This is a genomic window from Arthrobacter sp. 01T428 (assembly GCF_056398685.1).
Map to the genome: position 1 here is coordinate 24,612 of NZ_JBFTPW010000020.1, position 21,669 is coordinate 46,280.

A 21,669-nucleotide genomic window follows, 5' to 3' on the forward strand; every position below is an offset into this window, starting at 1 on the left:
CTCTATCCCGCAAGCCAGCTTCCCGCGGTGCGTAACCGGTCTGATGTGGCCCTGCTAGGATCCTCGTCATGGGGACTATGGAGCGTCTGATCTACTCGCGGAATAAGCCGATCATTGGGAAACTCATCCATCAAGTGCTTTTGCTTCTGGCTGTTGAGGTGCCGCCACAGGTATCGATTGGCTCAGATTTGCGAGTGGAACATCGAGGTAACGGTCTGATACTCAGCGCCAACACTAAAATTGGTAACCGTGTTCGCCTCTTCCATCAGGTGACAACCGGTAGGAAGGACAACCTCGCTGGCCATCCGCTGCCGGATGTAGCCATTGAGCTCTGCGACGATGTTGTCGTGTATCCTGGCGCCCGTATCTTCGGCGGCGCAGAGCCAACGCGGGTAGGTCGCGGGACCATTGTTGCTGCCAATGCTGTTGTCACGCGGTCAACTGGCGAGTGGGAGATTTGGGCCGGCGTCCCCGCCCGCAAGATCGGGGACCGGAGCCGTTTGGATATGCCCCGGCCCGGTACGGTCCTTTCATAGACGTGATGTCCGTCCCGGATCAGACCTCTATGGTCGACGACGGTGCGTTCAGACCCGGCCGCAATTTCAGCAGCCAGGGGAATCCTCCGATACCATGTGGGGAGTATCCGGCCGCAATACATGGGGGACAGTCGTGACGCAGCTTGCCGTGCACGGGAAACGCGTCGAGGTACGCGAGAACCGATCGTTGAACATTATCCGATCCGTATCCGCACTGTTCGTTGTTCTCGGACACGTTCGGCTCCTATTTTTTGTCGACTACCCAGACGCCCATCACGACCCTGTCACAGCGATCCTGTACGCATGCACAAGCCTCGGAAACCTTTCTGTCATCGTGTTCTTCGTGCTGAGTGGCTACTGGGTTGGGGGCGGCGTCGTATCAAAACTTCGACGCAACGAATTCCGTTGGCGGTCTTACGCGACCAGTCGCCTCTCAAGGCTTTGGCTCGTGCTTGTGCCGGCGCTGTTACTGACTCTGATTGTTGACCAAGCTGGCCGCGCATTCTTTCCCCAGTCCGACATCTACAGCCACACTTCAAGCTACGCTGGGGTGCCCGAGACCGTTTCGTACTCCTTGCCCACTTTCATCGGCAACTTGCTCTTTTTGCAGAAGATCCACGTATCCGAGTTTGGGCTAGACAAGCCACTCTGGTCGCTCGCATACGAATTCTGGTACTACGTAATGTTCCCCGCACTCCTCCTGATTCTGTGGCGTGGCAACAGTAAAACAAGGCGAATCAGCGCGGGTGTAATTCTTGTTCTGAGCGCAATCGTTGCCGGGCCCGAGGTCTTCATCCTCATACCCGCGTGGCTTGCTGGCGCTGCGGTTGGGGCGTACCGCTCCAAGGCCGCTCACATGCTATCCAAACTGTCGTCTCGAACGATGGCTTGGCTACATGCCGGTGGATTTACGCTAACTTTCGGAACGATGGTGATGGTTCGACAGGTCCACTTCCCGGGTGCGACGGGAGAATGGCTCGTCGCGGCCGTCGCCTCGCTTCTCGTCTTTGTCTGCATCCGGGACATCGAATGGGACGGATGGCGCGGCAAGATTTTGGACTCTTCGGCCAAGTCGGCCCACTTTTCGTATTCGCTTTACGCGACGCACATGCCAATCATCGCGATCTTGGCAGCAGCACTCGTCCCGTCCGTTTCCCAGCGTTGGCAGATGGATCCCATGCACTCGCTCCTGGCCCTGTGCGTAGTAATCGGGCTTATCGTCGTAGGCTATCTTTTCGCAAAGGTAACGGAAGCACACACCGACTCGGTGCGCCGATGGATAGATTCCCGAGTATTGAATCGGAGGTCGACAAGGTGAATGTCACAGCCCTCAAGTTGACCCTATTTTCCGTTGCTGCACTTTGCTTAGCCTATGGCGCCTACCGTTTCTACGGCTGGTGGGCTATCCCGGTGCCACTCGTCCTGGGGGGACTTGCCGCGTGGGAAAATATGCGTGAGAAATGAACAGGATCGCTCTTGAGAAATAGTGCACGCTGGGCCTTGCCCCTTGTAGGCATCGTATTAACGCCACTTTGCGTCGCGGGGGTCATCTTCTGGCCGCCATCGGCTTTGATCGTCATTGGAGTGGTCGTCCTACTTGGCCTATCCATCAAGAGACCACAAATCGTGGCGCCAGCGCTCGTCCTGGCGGCATTTCCGTTCATGCGCCCGAACATCTTGGGCGGAAACTATGCACTGATCGCGGTTGCCATGTGTTTGGTCGCGGCATTCATTGCACTTGTTTCGGATGCCGGGCGGTTTCGCATCCCAAGGAGTTACTTGGTGGTAGCCTCCGGGGTTGCTGTCATGTACCTGTGGACGTTGATTAATGCCGCCATATTTTCCGCAACCGATACCGTCTCGACGATCCTTCAAGGTATCGTGACGACCGCTCTACCTGTAGTCGCAGTTGGGGTGGTCATCGCCAACCCCATCAGGCGCAGGATACTGGTGCGCGGGTTCGTCTGGTTGATGATCCTGCTCTGCGCCTCATACGCGTTCACGTTGGTTGCCGGTCTCGCAATAAAATTTACAACACTTGTGCTTGGCTCCTTCGACATCGACAAGAATGGCTGGATCGCCATCTTGTACCTTCCATTTACGCCAGCCACGGGGTACCAGGGCCTCGGTGGCGTTACGTTCCCGCGCTTCACCGGCCTTGGCAGGGAACCCGGATGGATGTCGATGTACGCGGGTTTGGCTCTCCTGCTGTGGCCCAGGGTGGGTCGAGTGAGGCTCCCGGGCGCGGTGTTCCTCATCATTGGGCTCCTTGGAACCTTCTCAACCGCCGGTTTCGGAGCCTTCGTAGTGGTCATCATCCTCGCCTGGATGGCTCGCGGAGACAAAGGGAGCGATCCAGCTGTCCACTTCCTCAGCTTCCTAGTCAAACTCGTTGCGCTTGGTCTAGCAGGATGGGTCGCCTTGACTGCTCCAGTCTTTGGTTACATGGCAAAAGGCGATGTCAACGCGGTCTCGCTGGATGACAGAACGAGGGCCACGAATGCGGGTCTTGGAGCGATAGTGGATAACCCTTTTGGCGGCGTTCATACTGGCGTGTCTGAAGGTATCAATCTGCTTGCTTCCTTGGCCCCGCTTGGTATCCCGTTCTTCGTCATAGTGGTCGGCACCTTATTGCTGCCAAGGATCGGTCACCCGAACAAGGCAGCAACCACCGCCCCGATTCTTCTTATATTGATTGTTCTGCTGCTGTCTCAGCCAGCATCAGACTCAACGTTCGTGTTCATAATGGCAGGACTGATCTACACTGCATCTTTGCCAGATATGCCAGTATTGGCTCCCAAGGAACGCGCCCAGGGGCCGGTGAAAGTAGCGCGACCGGCGCCCAGCGAAATGTATGCCAGACTTGCGCGTCAGCAAGGGATGACACGCCAAATCGACTAGTTCGAGCGGCCCTTGATACGCCCCAAACGGAAGAAGCGGGCTGCTGCCCTTTGAGATGGTGCAGCAGCCCGCCGTCACATGATTCTTGGCCAATCCACTACGAGTTGGCCCTATACTTCACAGCATGCGGAATCTCCTTATGCGTCTAGTCGCTTGGCACAAGCTGAGGAAGGGTCGCTGTGAGAACTGCGGCCGGATTCTTCCGGACATTCACCCAATTCCGGAGTTCCAGGCATGCTCGGAGGAGTGCGCCAACGAACTTTGGGTGAACGCAACCGCCTAACCTCTGTGAGCCGGCGCCATACCCGCGGCCGTACGGATCAGGCCGCCAGCCAGGACGTAACAGCTGACCCGATTCTGCGCGCGATATACTCGTGCCCAGCCTGAGACGGATGCACGTTGTCAGTCCAGACGTAATAGTCGTCGTTGCCGTCCCCGCGCTGGTTTGTGAGTGCCAGTGAAACTGAGGACGCCGAAGCTGTCGCCGCGACGGACAGGACGGCGGTTGTGGAGTTCGTTACGCTCGCGATCTTTGCCCCGGTAGGGATGCCGGCACCAGAAACCACGCGGTTTACGTCACCGGCTACAAAGGCTGCCGTTGCGGACGTGATCGTGGTTGACCCATTGGTCGTAACGGCGTCTACGACCGCCCTGTTCGTTCCGATGAATCCATTGCCCGTAAACCAGTTCGGCGCGAGGGTATTTATAGTCAAGTCCGCTTTGCTCGCCGCCGCCGCGAAAATTGCGCTCTGCATCGCAGCGTAGGTTCCTTGAGCATTGGCCGCACCCATTGGCCCAACAACGATGAGCTTTGCCTTTGGAGACCCAGCCTTGATTGCATCGTAAAGAAGCGCAGCCTCGGTCTGTACGGCTGCGGTCGTAAAGCCCGTGTCATTGTGTCCCCCAGCAACAATGACGAGGTCAGGTGCGTTCGCAGTGACGTCCGAGACAACACGGTCGCGGAATTTTGCCCCTTGGCCTGTCGCGAGGTACCCCGAGCCGCCAACGCCGGCCTGCCAAGTATCTGGCCAGCCCATGATCGCGGCGAACTTCTGAACCCATCCAGTGATACCGGATGCATCAGCTCCCGTGCCACCCGTGTAGGAGTCGCCCAGGACAATTACCCTGGGACCCCCTACTGGAGCCGGCTTCCAGATGGTGTCCGTAGGGGTCGTCCGCACGCCTCCGAAGGGGTTGGAGCTGACCACTTCAATGAGCCGTTGAGCCCTACTTGCGAAGGTCAGAGGAATATAGGAGACCGTCTGATTGCTTCCGATCGATGCCGCTGAGGCAGCAACTGCCTGTCCGTCTACGTAAATCTGGTACTGCACATTTGCGTAGATCGACATCATGATTTCCAGATTGGTTCCGTCGAAATGGAACCTTGCCCGGTACACCGCCGATTGTGCGTTCGGGTGCGCCGGGGATTCGAAGACCATGTACCCGTAGCTCGGGAAGGTGCTTCCCTGCTGCCGGCCAGCCGACGCTAGAGCGAAATCGAACTGCCCTGCCGGATCAACCGCGGTCGCGTCGCCAGTGGCAACGCCATTCTTCAGCGGTGACCAGTTGACGCCCCCCGTGATTGCAGAAGTTGTCGCCGGAGCGCCGACTGTGGGCGGGGTGGCCATGACTTTGTCAATAGTGAGGCCCGCCAGCGCTGGCGAAGGCCGTTCCCGTCGGCGCGGCAGTTTGAGGGCTTGGCTGATCTGTGGCCCAACGGGTGTGTCGAGGATTCCCATTTGTACTCCTAAGTGACGACGATGGTCGGGACGTTGGTTGCCGCGCCTGCTGCATTCCGGGACACGGCGGGTTGCGTGAAGGTCTTGGTTACTGGCGAGCCGTACGTGATGTTGTAGCTGGTCACTGCTCCCGAAGCGTGGCGGGCAGTGATCGTGAATGTGCCGGGCGTCCCATCCGGCCACAGCACGGCCGCGCTCGTTACTTGATCAGAACTGTCCAAGGTGATCGCTCCGACAATCAACAAGTCCGGGCTTTTAGCGGCCTGAATGAGTCCGACGTACGCGGGGAGGTGCTTGTCCCGGACCTTGCCGCTGTCATCGAGGGTAGGGATTTTCTTTGTTGCCATTCGAAGGTCTCCTGTCAGGTGGTGATCGTGATGGCATCGGCGTCGGATGGGTCGATCGCCACTGAGCCATCCGTTTTGGTGGTGATGAGCAACGCATCAGGATCGAGTGGGTCGACGGCGGTCCCCCCGCCAGCCGCGGTCGCAGCCGCGGCCTCCGCTGCCGCCTGAGCGGCCATAGCGGCTGCTGCCGCACCGGATGCTGAGCCTGAGGCTGTGTCAGCTGCTGACCTCGCCGCCTTGGCCTCGTCCAACACAGCCTGGGGCGAGGAAAGGAAGCCTGTCAGCCCGCCACCGGACCATTTCACGCGCATGCTCGGGGCCCGGAAGTTCGGCCCAAATGCATCGGGCGACGCGGTCAGAGGGTTCGCCAGCGGCAATCCGTTCGGGTCCGTCAACGCCAGTGGTGTCGTGCCGGCTGTATCCGCCTCGTCATAAATCGTGATGTGAGCGTTCGGAGCCCGGGTGAACGTCACCGCGTCAACGAAGAGCGGCGCCTCAAAAGGGTATGTAGTCACGAGGTCTCCTTGCGCTCTGCGCGGTGCGCCGGCCCGGCATCGGGATTCTGTCCGGCTTGTTCCAGAATCGAGGCCCACCAGCGCAGGATGGTCGTGTACGCGAGCTGCTGGGCGCCGTAGACGGCAAGGATGGTCGGCGCCCAACCTGCCGGGCTGTAGAGCTGGCCGCTGACCCACAGATAGGCCGTAGCGATCACCAGAGACACGATGATCGGAACGGCCACCTTGATGACCTTCGACCATGATTCCGACTTAGCCCAGGCAATGCCGAGCGGTGAAACGACGGTGAGGACAGCGGCCATGATGGTTGCGAGCGTCTCCACTAGAGAGCCCCTTTCAAGAGTTCGAGGACCACAACGAAGGCGTCCACAACGGTCAGTGCGTAAAACCAAAAGCTGGTGGCGGCCATTGCCAAAGCGACGGCCGTCAGCCAAAGAAATGACCGCATGGGCCTAGGCCTTGATGGTGAGGACGTTGCCGATGTAGATCTCGGCATCCGGCCCGGGAAGGCCGTTGAGGGCCGAAAGGTATCCGGCGTCAAGGCCGTAATAGTCGGCGATCGAACGGATCGTGTCCGGGGCCTCGATAATCCACACCAGCGGCCCCGGAATCCAAATCTTCTGGCCGGGAGTGATGCTGTTCTTGTCGATGCGGTTGTAGGCCGCGATCTGGTCGACGCTCGGGCCGTTATAGTAGGCCTGGATTTTGGAGAGCGTGTCACCGCGCTCAACCACCCAGTGGATTTCGTTGTCACCGCGGATGATCTGGCCCGGGGCAGGAGCCGGTGCAGGTGCCGGGACTGGAGTGGAAGCCGGCGCAAGAATTTCAGCAGCGCCGCCGCCGAGAACGGCGTTGATCGACGCCCGCAAGCCGTCCATGCCGCCCGGCCAGCCAGCCGGGTCGATCTTGCCCTCAGAGGAGTATTCGAGGTGGCCCAGCTGCAGGCGCAGTTCCTCCGGCTGGTTCAAGAGGTATGCCCGCTCCAGTGCCGCGCCCAGGTGCGGCGCCACCCTGATCTGGTCCTCAGTCCAGTCGAACGGCGCGACGCCGGAGGACTCCATTTCGATGCCGATGAGGTAATAGTTCCCGGCGTCCGTCGGAATCCCGGCGGCCGAACCGCGGCCCGCATGGTTCGCCAGCCCCGCGGCGACAAGGTAGACGGTGCCGTTGCGCCCGAACACGATGTTGCACAGGGGCCCGGCGAGGTCGGAGCGCCCACCGATGCACATGTTCAGGGTCGGCGTGTCGGAGCCAGCGAACGCGCCACGGTTCGTAGCGGTGTGGTGCCAGAGGACGCCGCGCACGTCGGCGAGGTCCTGGCCAGCGTAGCCGCGAGAGGCCCAGCCTGCGGTCTCAACAACAGTAAGACCTGCGGAGCGAAGGACATTTGCAAGGTTCGAGAGCTTCATGATGGCCCCTTTCCGGGCATGACAAAGGCCCCGGCGACTGCCAGGGCCTTTCGTGAGTTGTTAGGTGGTGCTGTCTGGCGGAGGTTTCTTCAGGACGGGCCAAGGACGAAGCTCCTGATCCGTCATGCCATGCTCGGTGCAGTCTCGGCGCAGCTGGGAGGCGTACTCTTCCGTGATGCGCCGGTTGTGCGCCTCCCGGTCGGCCCGGTCACGCTCCCGCTCAGCATCCGCCCAAGCCTCGTTGCGCTGCTCTTTCAGCGTGACGTTCCGGGCGCGCTCCCGACCTGCCGCACCCGTAAAGAACTTCACTAGGCCCCTGATCAGTTCCAAAGCGACCATGCCGCCGCCGATGCTGACCATGGCCAGCACGAATTGTTGTGTTCCGTCCATTCGCTGGACCTCTACTTTTCGGGGTCGTAGGCGAAGTGTTTGATCTTCACTAGTCGGACGGCGAACGTGAGAAGGGCGAACGCGATGAAGCACATTGAGACGATCCGGGCGCTCGGTTGTGTCAAAGGGAGCGCTAGCACCGCTGCGCCGTAGATCGTGATCGCGAACATGCATGCGATCGTGGCAGGCCGTTCGAGCCACCAGATCCCCGGCAGGGTCGTCAGTGAACCGAGAACGCCGCCGAAGATCAGCAGCCCGGCCCAGACATGGACAAGGATCTCGCCAAGGCCGTGCTCCATGGTCCGGGGAGGGTCCAGGATGACGGCCGTGCCAGCGATGGCCATCATCAGGTAGGCGCCGCAATAGCAGATGGAGAAGAAACGAGGTTCTTGGATCATGAACCACAGGCGCTTGAGGACATCGATCATTTCATTGCCCCGGTTCACGCGAGCCCCTGTTTGGTGATCTTCATGCGGCATTTCGCGCGCCATCCCGAAGTTCGCCACGAGGTCGATACTCTGACGTCGCTCCCTGCGGAAACATAGGCTGATCCGACGATGTAGGCGCTCCAAGCCCGGCCTTGCTTGACGCTGGTCTCGACGATTTGCCCGTTCGCGGTTATCAAAGCGAGGGTCATATCCGGTGGCGAGCCGGTCGCTCCCTGCAGCCACGCCTCGAAGAGGTACGCTCCGGACTCCATGACTTTCACGCCGTCCTGAATTGCTTGGAAAGGCGGATTGGGGGTGCTGCTCGGCTCGTCCAGTTTCAGAGATGTTCCCGGGCCCCAGGCCTGACTGTCTCCCGGGTAGTCCATGTTCTGCGAGACAAACTCGGCCCGCGGAACGAGGTTCGTTTGGATCCAGACGGGGATGTCGTTGGGACCGACAGTGTATTGCCATTCGGCGCTGCCGATGCGTAGCCGGGTGCCGAGGCGAGTCAGATAAGTACGCACGAGATCTTCTTTGGCCACGACGCCGCCGTTGCCGGCCCAGCATCGTAGGTCAATGATCTTCTCCGGCGCGCTCAGCCCGGCCTTCCATTTGACCAATGCAAGCGGCTGGTCATCCTCGACGCCGGGGCCGATCTTGCGCGTCGCGGGTATTTCAGCGACGTCACTGCCCGGGATGGCTACAAGAGTGGACGGGCCGCCGGCGGCGGGCTGCCAATTCCTACGAACCGATATGAGGTCGTAGCGGACGCCAGAGCTGATGGTCCCGCACTGAACCACCTGATCCTCGGTCGCCTCGTCGGTGACGCCCCAACCATGAGCCTTGCCCTTGGTCACGAGCACCGCGTACGGGATCGACGGGTGAGGCTTCACCTTGAAATCATCGGCACCGTAGACGCCATAATCGGGAACCCCGGCCCGGTTCTTTGCCCGGTCGGTTTCGGTCACTACACCGTCGTAAAAGACGCTGGTCAAAGCCATTAGCGGGCCTTCCTGTCTGCGTTGTCGCGCTGCAAGGCGCGGATTCTCTTGGCCAAGGCGGTATCGGGATCGTCGGCGCGTTCACCCACGATGGGTGTTGCCGTGTCGCCGTCCCTGTCCCAAGACAAGCGGGCTTCCCGGAGGACGTCGGTGAATGCTTGGCCGCGGATCATGGCCGTCACCCGGTCGCCTACCCGCAGCCCGTCCCCGCCGTAGCGGAAGTGCTTTGTCTCGGAAAGTTCGAGCGAGAGCCCGGCCAGCGGGGCACCTTCCGCAAGGACTTCCTTGGCGCGGTCGGCGTAGACGTCGCCGGAGGATGAGTCGCGGGCGTCCTGCAAGACCTCGATGATGTCGTTCCATGCGGTCTCGCGCGCCGGCTCGGAGAAGCCTTTAAACTCGCGATCGACGCCTTCACCCTGGCCGCCGACAACCACGCGCGTCACGGCCGGGGCGGCCAGTGAGTAGGTGCCGCCGATGACCGTTCCGTTCTCCGGGGAGAGGTGGTGCACGTAGTCCCGGGGCTCGTAGCAGTCCAGCAGTAGACCGTTGCCTTGCTGCCGGACGGTCACCCCGATTCCGGCTTGGTCCACTGCGGGAAAGAGCCGGTCATAGGCCGGGTGGAAACGGAACGTGTACTTCCCGGATGCTCCGCGCCCCAGCGACGGCGCCACGGTCAGTGGGTAACCGAGCCTGGTGGCAGCCTCAGCCATCACCGTCTTCACGACAGTCTCGGCCGGGCCAGTGATCGACCGGTACTCGACATCCTGCCCAGTCAGTGGAGCCGTGGGCTTCGGCCATGCCAGCCAGTTGTTCAGGATCCGGAAATCATCCTCGACAGAGAAGGTCAGCATGGCCGCCGTCGTGAACTGGCCGCCGGCCAACCTGACGGGCCCAGACATCTGGAACTCGCCGTGCCGGTAAATCATCACCCGAGCGCCCGGCTCCATCAGCTGCGATGCCCGACGGTGGTCAGCCTCGATCGTGAACGTCGCCGTGGACCGCACATTGTGGCGGATGGTCGGCTTCAGATCGAGCGGCCGCCCAACCCAACCCTTGAACTCCCAGCCCTTGTACACAACGATCTCGTAGGGAATCTCGGAAGCCACTACCAAGCCCTCCGATACCGGTTCTGCACCTCGGCAATCACGCTGCCAGTGCCAGTCATTTGGATAGTCAGGGGCCGGTCCTGCCCTCGGGGAATCGCAACGAACGCCGACGCCGGGTCAAGCTCCGATGTGCGATCCAGTGGTGACAGGATCGACTTCGTTGCATCGTCCCATTGCCCGTACCAGAGCACCTGGCCGTTGACCGGGTCAGTGTCCAGCTGCACCGCGTAGCCCGCGGGGATCTCAAACGGGACGATGATGTCATTACCGCCGACACCGAATGAGACCGCCGTGGTGTGACCGACAACCGTCCACACCGGATACGCCGCGACGTCGCCGTCGTTCGTGAACGTCGCTTCCCCGAGCGCGCCGCCTGGCGAGAGGTAGTGGATGGCATCCGCCGGATAACCGTAAGCAACCCGGTCCGCCTCGGTGATGTAGTAGTTCCGCATATCGCCCTGCGCCCATGACTTCGTGACTTTCTCGCCAAGCCAGTACGGCTTATCAGCCAAGAGGTTGATGCCGTACTTCGCCCAGCCACGCTGGATCGTGTCGTGCGTCAGTTCGTCATCGGCACTGATCAGCCGCAGCCCGAGCGTCCGCCGATCACCGTTCGGCAGTTTCGCCGTCCACGTGCCCTCGAAGTCAGGGTCGAGACTGCGCCAGAAAGCGCGGTCCCGCTCCATGAACTCGGCAGAGCTCGTATCCGAGTACAGGTAGAGCGGCCAGAATGCATCCCGGTCCTTGGTGGATGTGCCGAGATGCCTTGACCCGGCCACTGCGGGCGACGAACTGGACTGCCGCTCAAACGCCGGCAGTTGAAGGCCGCGCACCCCCGGCCGCAGGAACAAACCTGCGGCCGGGTTAGTGAGCTCCCACTCGCTGCCATCCCAGCCCGTCCATGACAGGCCAATGCCCCGCCAAGGATTCGCCGGAGGTGCTGGCGGCCTGTACGGGGCGGCGTAAACGATACCCACTATGTGACCTCCTAGATCCCGAAGGCGGCGAACGTATCCCGCCGCTTCGTTTCGATACGGTTGGCAACCTCATCCGGATCCCAACCAACGTTGCCCTTGAAGATCACGTCGCCACGCCCGCCGGCGCTTTCGCTCCGGAGAGTCGCGAGCCGGTGAATGTCCGCCCACTGTTGCGGGTTGAGGATCGCTTCAGGCTGGCCCGTGCGGTTGACGACCTGCGAGACGCCCGGAGGCAGAATGCCCCCAAGGTCATACAGTGCGGGATCTCCGATTGCGGAGCCCTTGCCGCCGCCGGTGATGACGTCCGCGACAGTGCTAAACAGCTTCTTGCCGATGCCGATGGCAATGTCAGCCAAGATGCCCGCCGCCGGGAACGCCGACTTGAACTGCGAAAGCAGCCCGTCGATGATCCCGGCGAACGGGTTGAAGCCGCCACCTGATGGAATCCCCGCCCCGCCCAGGTAACCGTGCGGGTCGATGTCATTAGGCCAGCCCCCGGCGAACGTCCCAAAGTGCAGGTGAGGCCCGGACGTGATGCCCGTATTGCCCGACAGCGCAATCTGCTGCCCGGCCCGAACCATCTCGCCAACCCTCACAGCCATCGAGGACAGGTGAGCGAACCACGTCTGGATGCCTGAGCCGCCGTCGACGTGGATCTCGTTGCCGCCCCAAACACCCGGTGCCGCGATGCCAGGACCGGACCAGCTAACCCGGCCGTTCTCCGTCGCGAACACCGGAGTGCCCACCGACGCCGCATAGTCGACGCCCTTATGGACCCGGTTGTAGCCCTGCGTCTCGACCATCTGCTTCAACGGATTCACGAACCCGCCGTTCATGTAACCGGCCAGCGAGTCCGCCAAGGCGTACAGGTTCCGCACGCCAGCGCGGCGGGTCTGCTCCTTGGTGAACACGAACTCGCCGCCGTGAACGATGCCCGCAGGCTCGTCCTTGGCGCCGTTGCCCGTGTAGCCGCCGTTCATGAAGCCTTTGGGGAGCGCCACACGCGGGAGCTTGTCCACGCCTGGCAGGATCCCGGCAATGGTGTTGAACGCGCCGATCAGGCCATCGTTGATGACCGTGTCCACGACGAAGCGGACCGGTGCTTTCGCTATTTCCTGTAGTCCATCCCAGAATTTCTTGATGAACGAGACGCCGTCCTCGAAGGCCTTCGGAATGGTCTTCGTTATGAAGTCCGAAAGGGTGTCGAAGACGGGCTTGATGACGTTTTCCCAAACCCACTTGATCGCCGAACCGATGCCGTCGAAGGCGGGCTTGATGACGTTCTGGTAGAGCCAGTTCACGGCCGGCCCGAGGATGTTCTGGAAGAAGTACACCCAAGTGTCGATTGTGGGCTTGATGACGTTTAGCCACACCCAATTGATGGCGTTGCCGATCGCGTCAAAAACGGGCTTGATGACGTTGTTGTAGAGCCACGTGAAAGCCGCTGGGAGGATCGTTCCGAACCACAGGTTCCAAGCGTCCACAACCGGCTTGATCACGTTGTCAGAAACCCACGAAATGGCAGCACCGATGGCATCGAACACCGGCTTGATGATCGCGTCGTGGAACCACGTGAACACGGCGGCAAGGACGTCCCGGACGAAACCGACGGCGCCATTGAAAATCGAGACAGCCGAATTCCACCAGTCAGAAATGGTCGAGCCGATCCCCTGGAAAACCGGGACCATGACGTTGTTCCACCACCACATGAACAGCGGCGCAATGATGTACTGGATGATCGAGACGATCACCTGAAAAATGCCCCGGAACAGCAGATAAAAGCCGCCAATTACCACTGCAGCGCTGTCGAACACTGGCTTCAGGATGTTCGTATACAGCCAGTCGAAAATCGCACCGACAATGCCGACCGCGAACAAAATTCCATCGAAAATTGGTTTGATGACCGACTCGTAAACCCACGAGATGGCCGCACCGATCCCGTCGAGGGCTGGCTTGATCCAGTCCGTCCACAGGTACATGAAAAAGTCACCTACGGCTTGAACGGCGGACTGCCATGCCGGGACCGCTGTACCGGTAAACCAGTCGACCACTGCAGCAATTGCGCCTTGCACCCACTGGAAGGCCGTCGAAACGGCATCCGAGATCCACTTCATGGCGGCATCGACGCCGTCGCGGAACCAATCGAGGTTGTTGTAAGCCCAGATGAAGCCAGCGACCAAGGCCGCAACGATCGCGATGATCAGGCCGACCCAACCCAAGGAAATGAGCCATGCGGCAGCGATCTTCACCGCTTGGATGGTCGCCTGCGTCCCCATGAGAACCCAGCCGGCAATCATGGTCGTGACGGCCCACGAGTGAGCGAAAGCCGCCTTGATGGCCTCGGCCTTCGTGATCCCCCATGCGATTTTCTGCTGGATAGCGGACTTCATTGCTTCCACGCCGAGCGCTACCCAGTGCGGGATCAGGGAGACGACGATGAGCCCAGCAATGATGCCGATGGGCTCGCGCATGTCCCAAAGGAACTTGGCCACGTCGGCCCCAGTCGAGATGACCTTGCCGAGCGCGTCAGGGATCTTCAGGACCATGTCGCGGACGGTCAGAAGGAAGTCAACGAAACGGGAATCCTCTTCCCACCCGAACGCCTGCCGCAACTTCCCCGTGTAGTCGCCACCGACGAGCAGGTCATAAAGACCCTGTGCGCCGTCGCGGACCTTGAGAAGGAAGTCGACCAGCTTGGAATCTTCCTCGACGTGGAAGATCTCCCGGAACTTCGGGGTGAAATTCCCACCAACAACCAAATCCCAGATTGCCTGTGCACCAGAAAGTGCCTTATCAAGGAAGGTCCCGATCGCCGCGCCCGCGATCTTCGCGCCCTCCTCAAGAGGCTTCAGCCACGTGATTGCCCCGGCGAAGAACTGCTGAATTTTCGGGTACACGCCGGACAGCAATGAGGCGCCGATGCGGCCGACTGAGGCGATGGTGTTCTTGAACGCGCCCCGCAGGGTTTCGCCTGACTTCAGCGCAGCCCCACCAAGGCCCTTCTCCATGGCGTTCTGGAAGGTCTCAAAATTGATTTTGCCTTCGGAGGCGAGCTTCACAGTCTCCTCGGCGGACTTGCCGAGCTCCTTGCCGAGCAGCTGGATAATCGGGATACCGGCGTCATTCAACTGGGCGATAACGTCGCCCTGGATCTTGTTGGACGCGCTCACCTTGTTGAAGATGGCGCCCATTTCGCCCATTCCGACACCTGCGATGGTCGCAGCGTCGCCAGTCAGCTTGAGTGTTCTCTCGAGATCCTTGCCCGGCTTCACGCCAGCAGCGACGGCGCCAGCAGCGACCGACGCGGCATCACCAAGGCCAAAAGCTGTGCCCTTCACGGCAGCCATGGCGTCGTTCATGATGCCCTGCACGGTCTCCGCTGAGTGGCCCAGGCCGCTCAGCTTGGCCTTGGCCTCCTCGATTGCCTGGAGCCGTCCAAAGCCCTTCGCCAGGGCCGTACCGAAGGCCGCGCCGACGGTCAGCCCGCCAGCGATCCCAGCGGCCTTCATGGTCCCGGACATGAAGCCGCCAACCGCGCCAGTCAGTTTGCTGGCGAGGCTCTTACCTGCGCTGTCACCAGCAGTACTGGCGGCCGCGTCGAGCTCCTTGCCAACCTTCTTCTGGAGGTCCTTGAATACCGGAACCACAAGGATGTCGGCGACACCGATCGTGGGCATTTGGCCTCCTATGAAGTTGTCAGATGTCCTCCGGAGAGAATCCGAACTGCTGGACGAACATCTCGGCCCAGTTGCGTTCCGCAGCCTCGACAGCGCGGTCAATCTCGGTGTACGGGGCGGGGAAGGGCGTCTCTTCGCCAGGCTTCCCGCCGGCGGCTGCGATGCTGACCTGCCGCAAGCCTTTGACGGCGTGAAGGATCTCGCGCAGAACAGTGATGTTCAGGTCAAACTCTGAGATCTTGGGTGACCAAGGATCGGCGTCGTCGTCACGGCGTGACAGCCTCTGCTCAGCCAAGATTGCGGCCATTTCGGGATCGTTAGCGATCGCCTCGTTGAGCCTGCAGGCAGTGGGGAGCATGTCGATCAGTTCGAGCAACCCAACCCACCTGCCCGCGGCGTACCATTCCGCCAGATCCACGCCGTACTCCCGCAGGAGGTCGGCGCGGATCTGGGGACGGTAGCGGCTTACTAGCTCGCGGAGGCGGCGGCGTTTCCCGCAGTGCCGACAGTCTGCTCGTAGTAGGAGATTGCGGCCTGTACGACGGCGCCCAGCTCGCGGACGGACAGCTTCTCAGCCTTCAAAGCCGCAGCATCAGCCTTGGTCAGCCACTTTTCGAGAGCGTCCCAGTTGGTCGAGCTCTGATTCAGGGCGCCGAAGATCTCCTCGGCCTCGACCGACTCGACAGCGTAAAGGTCCGGGAACGTGATGATCTTGGACGCGGACAACGCAACGCGAAACACTTCGGGCTTGGCAACCTCCTTGCGAAGGCTCGCGAGGGAAAGGTGGACGGTCGGCTTGTCGTTTGCGGCCATGGTGTTACCTCCGGGTGTGAGGGGTGGATTTACTTGGTGGGCTTGGCGGCGTCGGCCTTGGGGGCCTCGGCCTTCTCTTCGGTGTAGCCGTCGCGGCGAAGCTCAGCGGCCTCGGTAGCGACGGCGGTGTCGACGGCGTGCTTGCCGTCCTTTGAAATGAAGCGGGCCATGATCGACTCCTGAGAACTTCGGGTGTGAGGTGAAAACGGTGCGCGTCGCCACACCCGGAAAGCGACGCGCACCGCGCTTGAGGGGGTTAGGTCCCGGCCGTGAAGCCGAGCGCCGTCTTGTGCTTCAGAGCGCCAGTGCCGCCGATGTAGTGCTTCACCGGTACGCCGATCTCGGAATCCGTGAACACGTCGAAGGTGTAGGACTGCTGCACCGGGTCGCTCGTCCCCCACTTCTGGGAATCGGTCGCCGCGAGCTTCACGGAGCCGTAGCCGCGGCCAAGGATCCAGTTGTCAGCGGCAGGACCGTCGTTGCCCAAGATCAGCAGGCGGTACTCCTGGCCAACAGGCAAGTCCGGCTCGTCAAAGACGATCTCACCGGTTGTCGCCGACTGGGTCACGGCCGAAAGGTCAGTTCCGTATGTCAGCTCGAGCATGTGCTTGCGACCGGTTTCCAGTGCGGTCATCTTCACCGAACGGGCGACGGTGTCAATGTCGGAGCGGACCGGGCCTGCATAGCCGAGAGCGGACACATCAGACTTGCTGATGTCGCGGCCGAACTCGAAACCATCCGGGGTGACCAGGCCAAACGGCAGGTAGCCCAGCGCTTTGAGGTCGATCAGGGCACCGCCGACGCCAAACAGGCTCGTGGGCAGTTCAACCGATGGAGGTGCCAGGAACGCTACGGCCTTCTGGATCTTGCGGATCAGATTTCGTTCGTCAGCTTCCTGCTGAATCGTGGCAAAAGTTGGCATGGCAAATAACCCCTTTCAAGGGCTTGGAATGTGTTGGTTCCCCTCGTGGGGTCAGATGGGCCGGGAAGTGACCAAGAAAGTCGCGACGGCTTTGTTGATGGTGTCCGACTGGTAGGGAACATCCGCTGGCGTTACGTTTGCCTCGATGGAGTCGATGAACCCCGACGGTGTTTCGATGTCCGTGCCGATGATGGACGCGCTGATCGATACCAGCGTGTTCACGGCTTGCTGCCCGGGGGCGTAGAGCTCGATCGTGGCCCGGTCGACTTGGTCAACAAAGCCACGGTTGCCGCCACCGGAGTAGACCAGCGCGATCGGGAACGGGCCAAGAATCGCGCCGTACTTGTCAGCGGGGATTTGGTAAACGCATCTCACCGGTTCGCCAAGGTGCGTGGCTCCGTCGATCAAATCGAACAATGCATCGCGGGTGTCCGGAAAAATCAGGGCATCAATCATTACCGCCCCCTCGACCAGTTAGCGGCCTGCGCACGAGTAGCCTGCCGTTGAGTGCCGTCTCGACGCGTGTAAGTGACCATGTCCCTCTCGCCGCCTCCCGGGCGGGCAATCGCCATGGCCTCAGCCACCCGGAGCAGGATGGCGTCCCTTGTGTCGCGCCAGTCCCTTCGGGTCTCCCGCACCACTGCCCCAGCGCGCCGACTGTTCGCCCAACCAGCCGTGACGGTCGCAGGGGCGGCCTCGTAAGTGCCGCGCCCTACAGCTTGCGCATTCCCGGCCAAGCGCTGCGCCGCTGACAACGTCGCAGCGGCCACCGCGGATGACGTCCCAAGATCCTTGAGCCCGGCATCCTCAGCCAGATACGACTTCGATCCGGGCACTTTGTGCAGACCCATCAGCCCATCACCAACCCAACCTCGGAACCGTACGGCCATTCACCCGGGCGGCCCTCAACAGACCACGTGCCAGGCATGCGCGCACCCTCAGGGACGCGGACACGGTCGGCGGGCAGGAACGTGAAGCCAGGATCCCGGTATAGGACAGCTTTCGAGTCAACGACGTCGGAATGGTCCAGCGGCTCAGCCGTCGCACGCGGCCCGATGATGCAGTCAGTCACCGGGATCTCCTGCACTGGCAACGGATTGCCCTTCGCGTCCCGGCCGCCGCCGCGGAGCACCACGACATCGGTGCGCCACGACTTCGGGAACATGCTCACAATGCCCATGTCAGCCTCCCGGGTGGATCGTCCAAGCTTGGCGTCGCTTCGACTTGGCAAGGAGCCGCTTGTCAGCAGCGGTCAGGTAGAGGCTGCCGTCAGGGTTTGCCATCTTGCCGCCCACGGAGAATGGGCCGGCGCCGAACTGGAATGACTCCATGCCCGACGGCGGCGCGTTCTCGTCCTTCGGCTCAAGCGCGCGCTTGACCATGCGGCACACGACGAGGCGTGGCACATCAGCGTCAATCGATCCAGAGGCTATGCGGCCGTCGAGATCCGAGTACAGTGCCCGGACTTCAACGGACGCTTCATGAAGCTTCTGCTGAGCCTCGGATTCTTTCGCCTCGGGAAGAGCCGACCAGTGCTCCTGGAGGTCTTCCAGCGTCGCGTAGTCGGCCGCCATGGTTAGACCTTCCGGGGACGGCCGCGGCGCGGAGCCGGTGCAGTGAAGTCGGGGGCGTCGGTCTTCGCGGCGGGGTCGACGTCGTCGATTTCGCCAGCATCGCCTTCGCCTTCGCCCTCTTCCTCGCCGTCGTCGGCCTTGTCAGCGTCGTCGGCGTCAGGGTCCCCGCCGGTGCCTTCAGGGTCGCTCTGGCCACCGTCAGCACCGCCGGCGGTGAAGTCAGGGACGCCGGTCTCGACCTCGGGCACAAGGCAATGCTTGCCGACGAGACCTTCCGCCCACTCGGGCAGCTCGTCACCGGGAGCAAAGTGCACGGGCCCAGACTCACCATGAACAAAAACATGTGCGGCAAAAGTCGCCATATTGACTCCTAAAGATTGGGGCCGAACGGCGCCCGGGCTCGAATCCCAGGCGCCGCCCAGCGGTCAACTAGAGAACCTTGGCCACGAAGGACAGGTTCGCGTTCGCCAGAACGGGAAGGGCGATGGCATCCGAGACGACCTCGGCGATCATCGGGGGCTTCTCGTTCTTGTAGACGCCGACGACGACGCCGGGCTGTTCGGACGGCTCGATGGCGTAGTTGGAATCCATCGAGGTCAGCGTCTGGCCCCAGAAGGTTGCGCCCATCTCGGACTGACCGGACTGCGGATCAACCGGGGCCGGCAGGAACAGGAGCTTGTCATCAGCGATCACGCGGCCACCAGAAGTGGAGCGGTCGTAGATGAACAGTTCCGGCAAGCCGGCGGCGGTCAGGAGGCCGCGCACGTCAGCTTCCAAACCGGGACGGGTAGCCCCGTTCGCCAGCAGCGTGGCAAACTCCTTGCCCGCGGCAAGAGCACGGAACACGCGGCGAGACATCAGCATGCAGCCAGGGACCGTGCCGTTGTTCGTCGCGGAGTACACGTCCGACCATGCATTCAGGTCGCTCAGGCGCGAAACCGTCGGGTCAGACCAGAGCGAGGCTGCCGTGACGCTATGGGTGCCGGAGCGTCCAAAGTCGTCATCGGAGATGAAGTTCGCCTGGTTGATCGTGGCCTTGCCCGTGGCGAGCACGGTACCGCGCAGGCGCTCGATTCGGTCGGCGACGGCGCGGGCCGCGTTCGAGATCTCCTTGAAGATCGAGTCGCGGATAACCTCATCCGGCGAGTTGCGCAACAGAAGCTGGTCGTACTCCGAGACCGGGCGGTTCTGGCCGAGGGCGGGCAGGTCAATGGTGACGCGCTGACCCGAGGTGGAACCGGCCAGTTCCGGCTCGGCGTCGAAGGCGCGGAACGCGGCTTCCTGCACGAAACCGGCCTGCCCCTTGCGGAACCGAACCGAGAGGTCAGAAACATCAGTATTCGGAATCCAGCGGGCCAGCGAGGCCTTGTTGACTTCGAGGTCGGACAGGGCTGCGCGAGCATACCCTGTGGCCTCGGCGGGGGTGACGAGATCAGTCCAAAGCATAATCGGTCACTCCTTTCTTAGACGTAGACGATGGTCGTAGCGGACAGCTTGGCGGCCGCAGCGGGCTTCACGAAGACACCCGGGACCTTGGAGGCCACGACGCGGCCATGGTCCAGCAGCGGGGCGGCAACGTTGGCCTGGCCTTCCACCTGCAGGTCGAACAGGATGTGACCCGCGAGGATGCCGGCGCCCGTCACGGTAGCTTCCGTGGCGTCGTACGGGACAAGAACGCCGCCGACCTTGGCCACGGGTTGGCCGGAGCGGAGATAGCCGTCCGGGAAGTGGGTTGCCTTGGTGAAGGCTGCGACGCTGACCGTCTCGGTGCGGGCATTGCCAATGGCATGTCCGGAACCGAGCCAGGCAAGGCTTCCGCTGCCGTAAGTTTCAGTGCGAAGACGAGGCATGATGGATCCTTTCTAGGAAGATTTGTTGTGCTTGGATGCGTAGATGTCGCGGCCAGCAGCAATGGAGCCGCCAGTCGGGTTGTTTTCGCCGGAGCGGTTGCCGGATTCGTGAACCGGGGAGCCCTTGGGAGTCTTACCCTCGGCGCGGGCGTAAAGCTCGGAGATCTTCTTGGCAGAGGCGAGGAAGCTGGCTTCGTCAGTCCCGGTCACAAGGTCTTGGTATTCCTTCGGAACGGGATGCTCTGCCAGAGCAGCGAGACGTGCGTTAGTGGCCTTGAGCTTCGCGTTCTCGGCTGCTTGGTCGTCTCGTTCCTTCTTTGCGCGGTCGATCTCGGAGAGTTTGGCGTCCTCCGCGGCCTGAATTTTCGCCTCAGCATCGGCGGCCCGCTTTTCGGCAGCAGCTCGAGCATCGCGCTCAGCCTGCAAAGCCTTCAGCCCGCCCTCGCCAAGCTTCTCGCCGGCGGCCTTCGCGGCATCTGCGGCTGCAGCGTCAGCCGCAGCTTTTGCCGCGGCGTCGGCGGTTGCCTGCGCGGCAGCTTCCGGGGTGATCTCCATGACGGCATTGCCGAAACGGGTCCGGTTGAACGCGAACAGCTTCTCAATGCCGCCAGGGGCAGTGATGTCGATACCGTGGGGAAAATTCTTGCTCAATTCGAACTCCTTCTTGGATGCCGCATCGCACGGCGAATAACCCTGCCCGCATCGCACGGAAGGGAGAGTGTGAACCGCCGGAGCGGTTAGTGAGTGTGGACGGCGTCGGTAACTGCGTCCGGGTGAAGCCGGCGGAAGGCCGCGCTGATGTCCTTGAGGTCGCCCGAGGCGGCCTCGGCGCGGGCTGCCTCGTACATGGCGAGGTAGTCATCCGGGAGGTAGCCAAGCGGATAGTCGGAGGCCTTGCCTATCCGAACAACCGCGCAGTTGCAGTCGCCGTGGAACGCATCGCCTTTGCCAGTGCCGCGCCGATCGCCGGCGGATTGCTTGGACAGGTAGACGGCGTCCAGCGAGGCGAGCACCAGGCACCAACTGCATGTCTTTGCGCCGGTCGGCACGCGAGCCCACCGGGCGCCTTCGCGCTTGGCGTTGTAGGAGATCGCATTGCGGCCCGGCTGCTTCACGTACTTGTCAGTTGCCGTCAGTAGACCGCCAAGCATCGAAGCAGGATCCGGGGTCCACAGCTGCTTGGCGAGGTAGCGGATCTTCGCTTCCACAGCCGATCCAGGAATGCCATCGGCACCAGCAGCAGCCCGGAACACTCCAGTAGCGCCGGAAGCCGCCCGGAGCTCGTCGTAATAGTCCAGGGCCAGCGTTTCAGCAACCGAACCATACTCAGACACCAAAAGCGGAACGAACTCCAACAGGGCGTCCCGTACCGCTTCCGGCTTAGCCAAATTGAGCGTGCCGAAGAACCCCGCCAACTCATCACGAACTAGCTTCGAAAGCCCCGCGTTAGCGGCCCGGAACTGCTCAATTACCGGATCAGCCAT

28 protein-coding genes are annotated in these 21,669 nt (G+C 61.8%); 3 read left to right on the forward strand and 25 right to left on the reverse strand.

The features are described from left to right. Positions 1–68: 68 nt before the first annotated feature. From AC1DJB_RS18515 to AC1DJB_RS18525, 3 genes are all read left to right on the forward strand, one after another. Positions 69–536: a hypothetical protein gene (locus tag AC1DJB_RS18515; protein ID WP_476910631.1), complete on the forward strand. Its 468-nt coding sequence runs from the start codon at positions 69–71 to the stop codon at positions 534–536. A 133-nt stretch (positions 537–669) separates the two neighbouring features. Beyond that, positions 670–1,854: an acyltransferase family protein gene (locus AC1DJB_RS18520; RefSeq protein WP_476910632.1), complete on the forward strand. Its 1,185-nt coding sequence runs from the start codon at positions 670–672 to the stop codon at positions 1,852–1,854. Positions 1,855–2,012: 158 nt separating this feature from the next. Beyond that, positions 2,013–3,437, forward strand: a complete 1,425-nt coding sequence (locus AC1DJB_RS18525; protein ID WP_476910633.1) for a hypothetical protein — start codon at positions 2,013–2,015, stop codon at positions 3,435–3,437. A 320-nt stretch (positions 3,438–3,757) separates the two neighbouring features. Here the strand turns inward: AC1DJB_RS18525 and AC1DJB_RS18530 are convergent, their stop codons facing one another. The 25 genes from AC1DJB_RS18530 to AC1DJB_RS18650 all read right to left on the reverse strand — a co-directional run bounded on the left by AC1DJB_RS18530 (position 3,758) and on the right by AC1DJB_RS18650 (position 21,669). Then, positions 3,758–5,176, reverse strand: coding sequence for an SGNH/GDSL hydrolase family protein (locus AC1DJB_RS18530; RefSeq protein WP_476910634.1), 1,419 nt, complete (start codon positions 5,174–5,176; stop codon positions 3,758–3,760). 8 nt (positions 5,177–5,184) lie between these two features. Then, positions 5,185–5,523, reverse strand: a complete 339-nt coding sequence (locus AC1DJB_RS18535; RefSeq protein ID WP_476910635.1) for a hypothetical protein — start codon at positions 5,521–5,523, stop codon at positions 5,185–5,187. Between the two features lie 14 nt (positions 5,524–5,537). Beyond that, positions 5,538–6,038 carry a hypothetical protein gene (locus AC1DJB_RS18540; protein ID WP_476910636.1) on the reverse strand — a complete coding sequence of 167 codons (501 nt, stop codon included), beginning with the start codon at positions 6,036–6,038 and terminating at the stop codon, positions 5,538–5,540. After that, the gene (locus tag AC1DJB_RS18545) at positions 6,035–6,361 is read right to left on the reverse strand and encodes a hypothetical protein (RefSeq protein ID WP_476910637.1); all 327 of its coding nucleotides are present in this window, start codon (positions 6,359–6,361) and stop codon (positions 6,035–6,037) included. The genes AC1DJB_RS18540 and AC1DJB_RS18545 overlap by 4 nt, the downstream gene beginning before the upstream one ends. Then, positions 6,361–6,486, reverse strand: coding sequence for a hypothetical protein (locus AC1DJB_RS18550; protein WP_476910638.1), 126 nt, complete (start codon positions 6,484–6,486; stop codon positions 6,361–6,363). Before AC1DJB_RS18550 ends, AC1DJB_RS18545 begins: the two co-directional genes overlap by 1 nt. Positions 6,487–6,490: 4 nt before the next feature. Then, positions 6,491–7,447, reverse strand: a complete 957-nt coding sequence (locus tag AC1DJB_RS18555) for a LysM peptidoglycan-binding domain-containing protein (protein ID WP_476910639.1) — start codon at positions 7,445–7,447, stop codon at positions 6,491–6,493. Positions 7,448–7,507: 60 nt separating this feature from the next. Then, a complete protein-coding gene (locus AC1DJB_RS18560) occupies positions 7,508–7,837 on the reverse strand; it encodes a hypothetical protein (RefSeq protein WP_476910640.1) in 330 nt (109 codons plus the stop codon). Between the two features lie 11 nt (positions 7,838–7,848). After that, on the reverse strand, positions 7,849–8,283 hold the full coding sequence (locus AC1DJB_RS18565; RefSeq protein ID WP_476910641.1) for a hypothetical protein: 435 nt from the start codon (positions 8,281–8,283) through the stop codon (positions 7,849–7,851). Beyond that, positions 8,280–9,266, reverse strand: a complete 987-nt coding sequence (locus AC1DJB_RS18570; protein WP_476910642.1) for a hypothetical protein — start codon at positions 9,264–9,266, stop codon at positions 8,280–8,282. The genes AC1DJB_RS18565 and AC1DJB_RS18570 overlap by 4 nt, the downstream gene beginning before the upstream one ends. Next, positions 9,266–10,372 carry a Gp37-like protein gene (locus AC1DJB_RS18575; RefSeq protein ID WP_476910643.1) on the reverse strand — a complete coding sequence of 369 codons (1,107 nt, stop codon included), beginning with the start codon at positions 10,370–10,372 and terminating at the stop codon, positions 9,266–9,268. Before AC1DJB_RS18575 ends, AC1DJB_RS18570 begins: the two co-directional genes overlap by 1 nt. Then, complete coding sequence (locus tag AC1DJB_RS18580; protein ID WP_476910644.1) at positions 10,372–11,349, reverse strand: phage tail family protein; 978 nt, start codon at positions 11,347–11,349, stop codon at positions 10,372–10,374. Before AC1DJB_RS18580 ends, AC1DJB_RS18575 begins: the two co-directional genes overlap by 1 nt. An 11-nt stretch (positions 11,350–11,360) precedes the next feature. Continuing rightward, the gene (locus AC1DJB_RS18585) at positions 11,361–15,026 is read right to left on the reverse strand and encodes a peptidoglycan DD-metalloendopeptidase family protein (protein ID WP_476910645.1); all 3,666 of its coding nucleotides are present in this window, start codon (positions 15,024–15,026) and stop codon (positions 11,361–11,363) included. A gap of 19 nt (positions 15,027–15,045) precedes the next feature. Continuing rightward, on the reverse strand, positions 15,046–15,444 hold the full coding sequence (locus tag AC1DJB_RS18590; protein ID WP_476910646.1) for a hypothetical protein: 399 nt from the start codon (positions 15,442–15,444) through the stop codon (positions 15,046–15,048). Between the two features lie 50 nt (positions 15,445–15,494). Continuing rightward, positions 15,495–15,839 (reverse strand): hypothetical protein, encoded by a 345-nt coding sequence (locus tag AC1DJB_RS18595; protein WP_476910647.1) that lies wholly within the window; start codon positions 15,837–15,839, stop codon positions 15,495–15,497. Positions 15,840–15,868: 29 nt separating this feature from the next. After that, entirely contained in the window at positions 15,869–16,009 is a 141-nt protein-coding gene (locus tag AC1DJB_RS18600) for a hypothetical protein (protein WP_476910648.1), read from the reverse strand. 86 nt (positions 16,010–16,095) lie between these two features. Beyond that, on the reverse strand, positions 16,096–16,761 hold the full coding sequence (locus AC1DJB_RS18605; RefSeq protein WP_476910649.1) for a hypothetical protein: 666 nt from the start codon (positions 16,759–16,761) through the stop codon (positions 16,096–16,098). A gap of 51 nt (positions 16,762–16,812) precedes the next feature. Further along, positions 16,813–17,217, reverse strand: a complete 405-nt coding sequence (locus tag AC1DJB_RS18610; RefSeq protein WP_476910650.1) for a hypothetical protein — start codon at positions 17,215–17,217, stop codon at positions 16,813–16,815. Continuing rightward, a complete protein-coding gene (locus tag AC1DJB_RS18615; RefSeq protein ID WP_476910651.1) occupies positions 17,217–17,612 on the reverse strand; it encodes a hypothetical protein in 396 nt (131 codons plus the stop codon). Before AC1DJB_RS18615 ends, AC1DJB_RS18610 begins: the two co-directional genes overlap by 1 nt. Then, complete coding sequence (locus AC1DJB_RS18620) at positions 17,612–17,941, reverse strand: hypothetical protein (RefSeq protein ID WP_476910652.1); 330 nt, start codon at positions 17,939–17,941, stop codon at positions 17,612–17,614. The genes AC1DJB_RS18615 and AC1DJB_RS18620 overlap by 1 nt, the downstream gene beginning before the upstream one ends. A gap of 1 nt (position 17,942) precedes the next feature. After that, a complete protein-coding gene (locus AC1DJB_RS18625; RefSeq protein WP_476910653.1) occupies positions 17,943–18,335 on the reverse strand; it encodes a hypothetical protein in 393 nt (130 codons plus the stop codon). A 2-nt stretch (positions 18,336–18,337) separates the two neighbouring features. After that, the gene (locus AC1DJB_RS18630; RefSeq protein WP_476910654.1) at positions 18,338–18,649 is read right to left on the reverse strand and encodes a hypothetical protein; all 312 of its coding nucleotides are present in this window, start codon (positions 18,647–18,649) and stop codon (positions 18,338–18,340) included. A gap of 115 nt (positions 18,650–18,764) precedes the next feature. Continuing rightward, positions 18,765–19,781, reverse strand: a complete 1,017-nt coding sequence (locus AC1DJB_RS18635) for a major capsid protein (RefSeq protein ID WP_476910655.1) — start codon at positions 19,779–19,781, stop codon at positions 18,765–18,767. A 17-nt stretch (positions 19,782–19,798) separates the two neighbouring features. Then, positions 19,799–20,185 (reverse strand): hypothetical protein, encoded by a 387-nt coding sequence (locus tag AC1DJB_RS18640; RefSeq protein ID WP_476910656.1) that lies wholly within the window; start codon positions 20,183–20,185, stop codon positions 19,799–19,801. 12 nt (positions 20,186–20,197) lie between these two features. Then, positions 20,198–20,836: a hypothetical protein gene (locus tag AC1DJB_RS18645; RefSeq protein WP_476910657.1), complete on the reverse strand. Its 639-nt coding sequence runs from the start codon at positions 20,834–20,836 to the stop codon at positions 20,198–20,200. An 86-nt stretch (positions 20,837–20,922) separates the two neighbouring features. Continuing rightward, the gene (locus AC1DJB_RS18650; RefSeq protein ID WP_476910658.1) at positions 20,923–21,669 is read right to left on the reverse strand and encodes a VG15 protein; all 747 of its coding nucleotides are present in this window, start codon (positions 21,667–21,669) and stop codon (positions 20,923–20,925) included.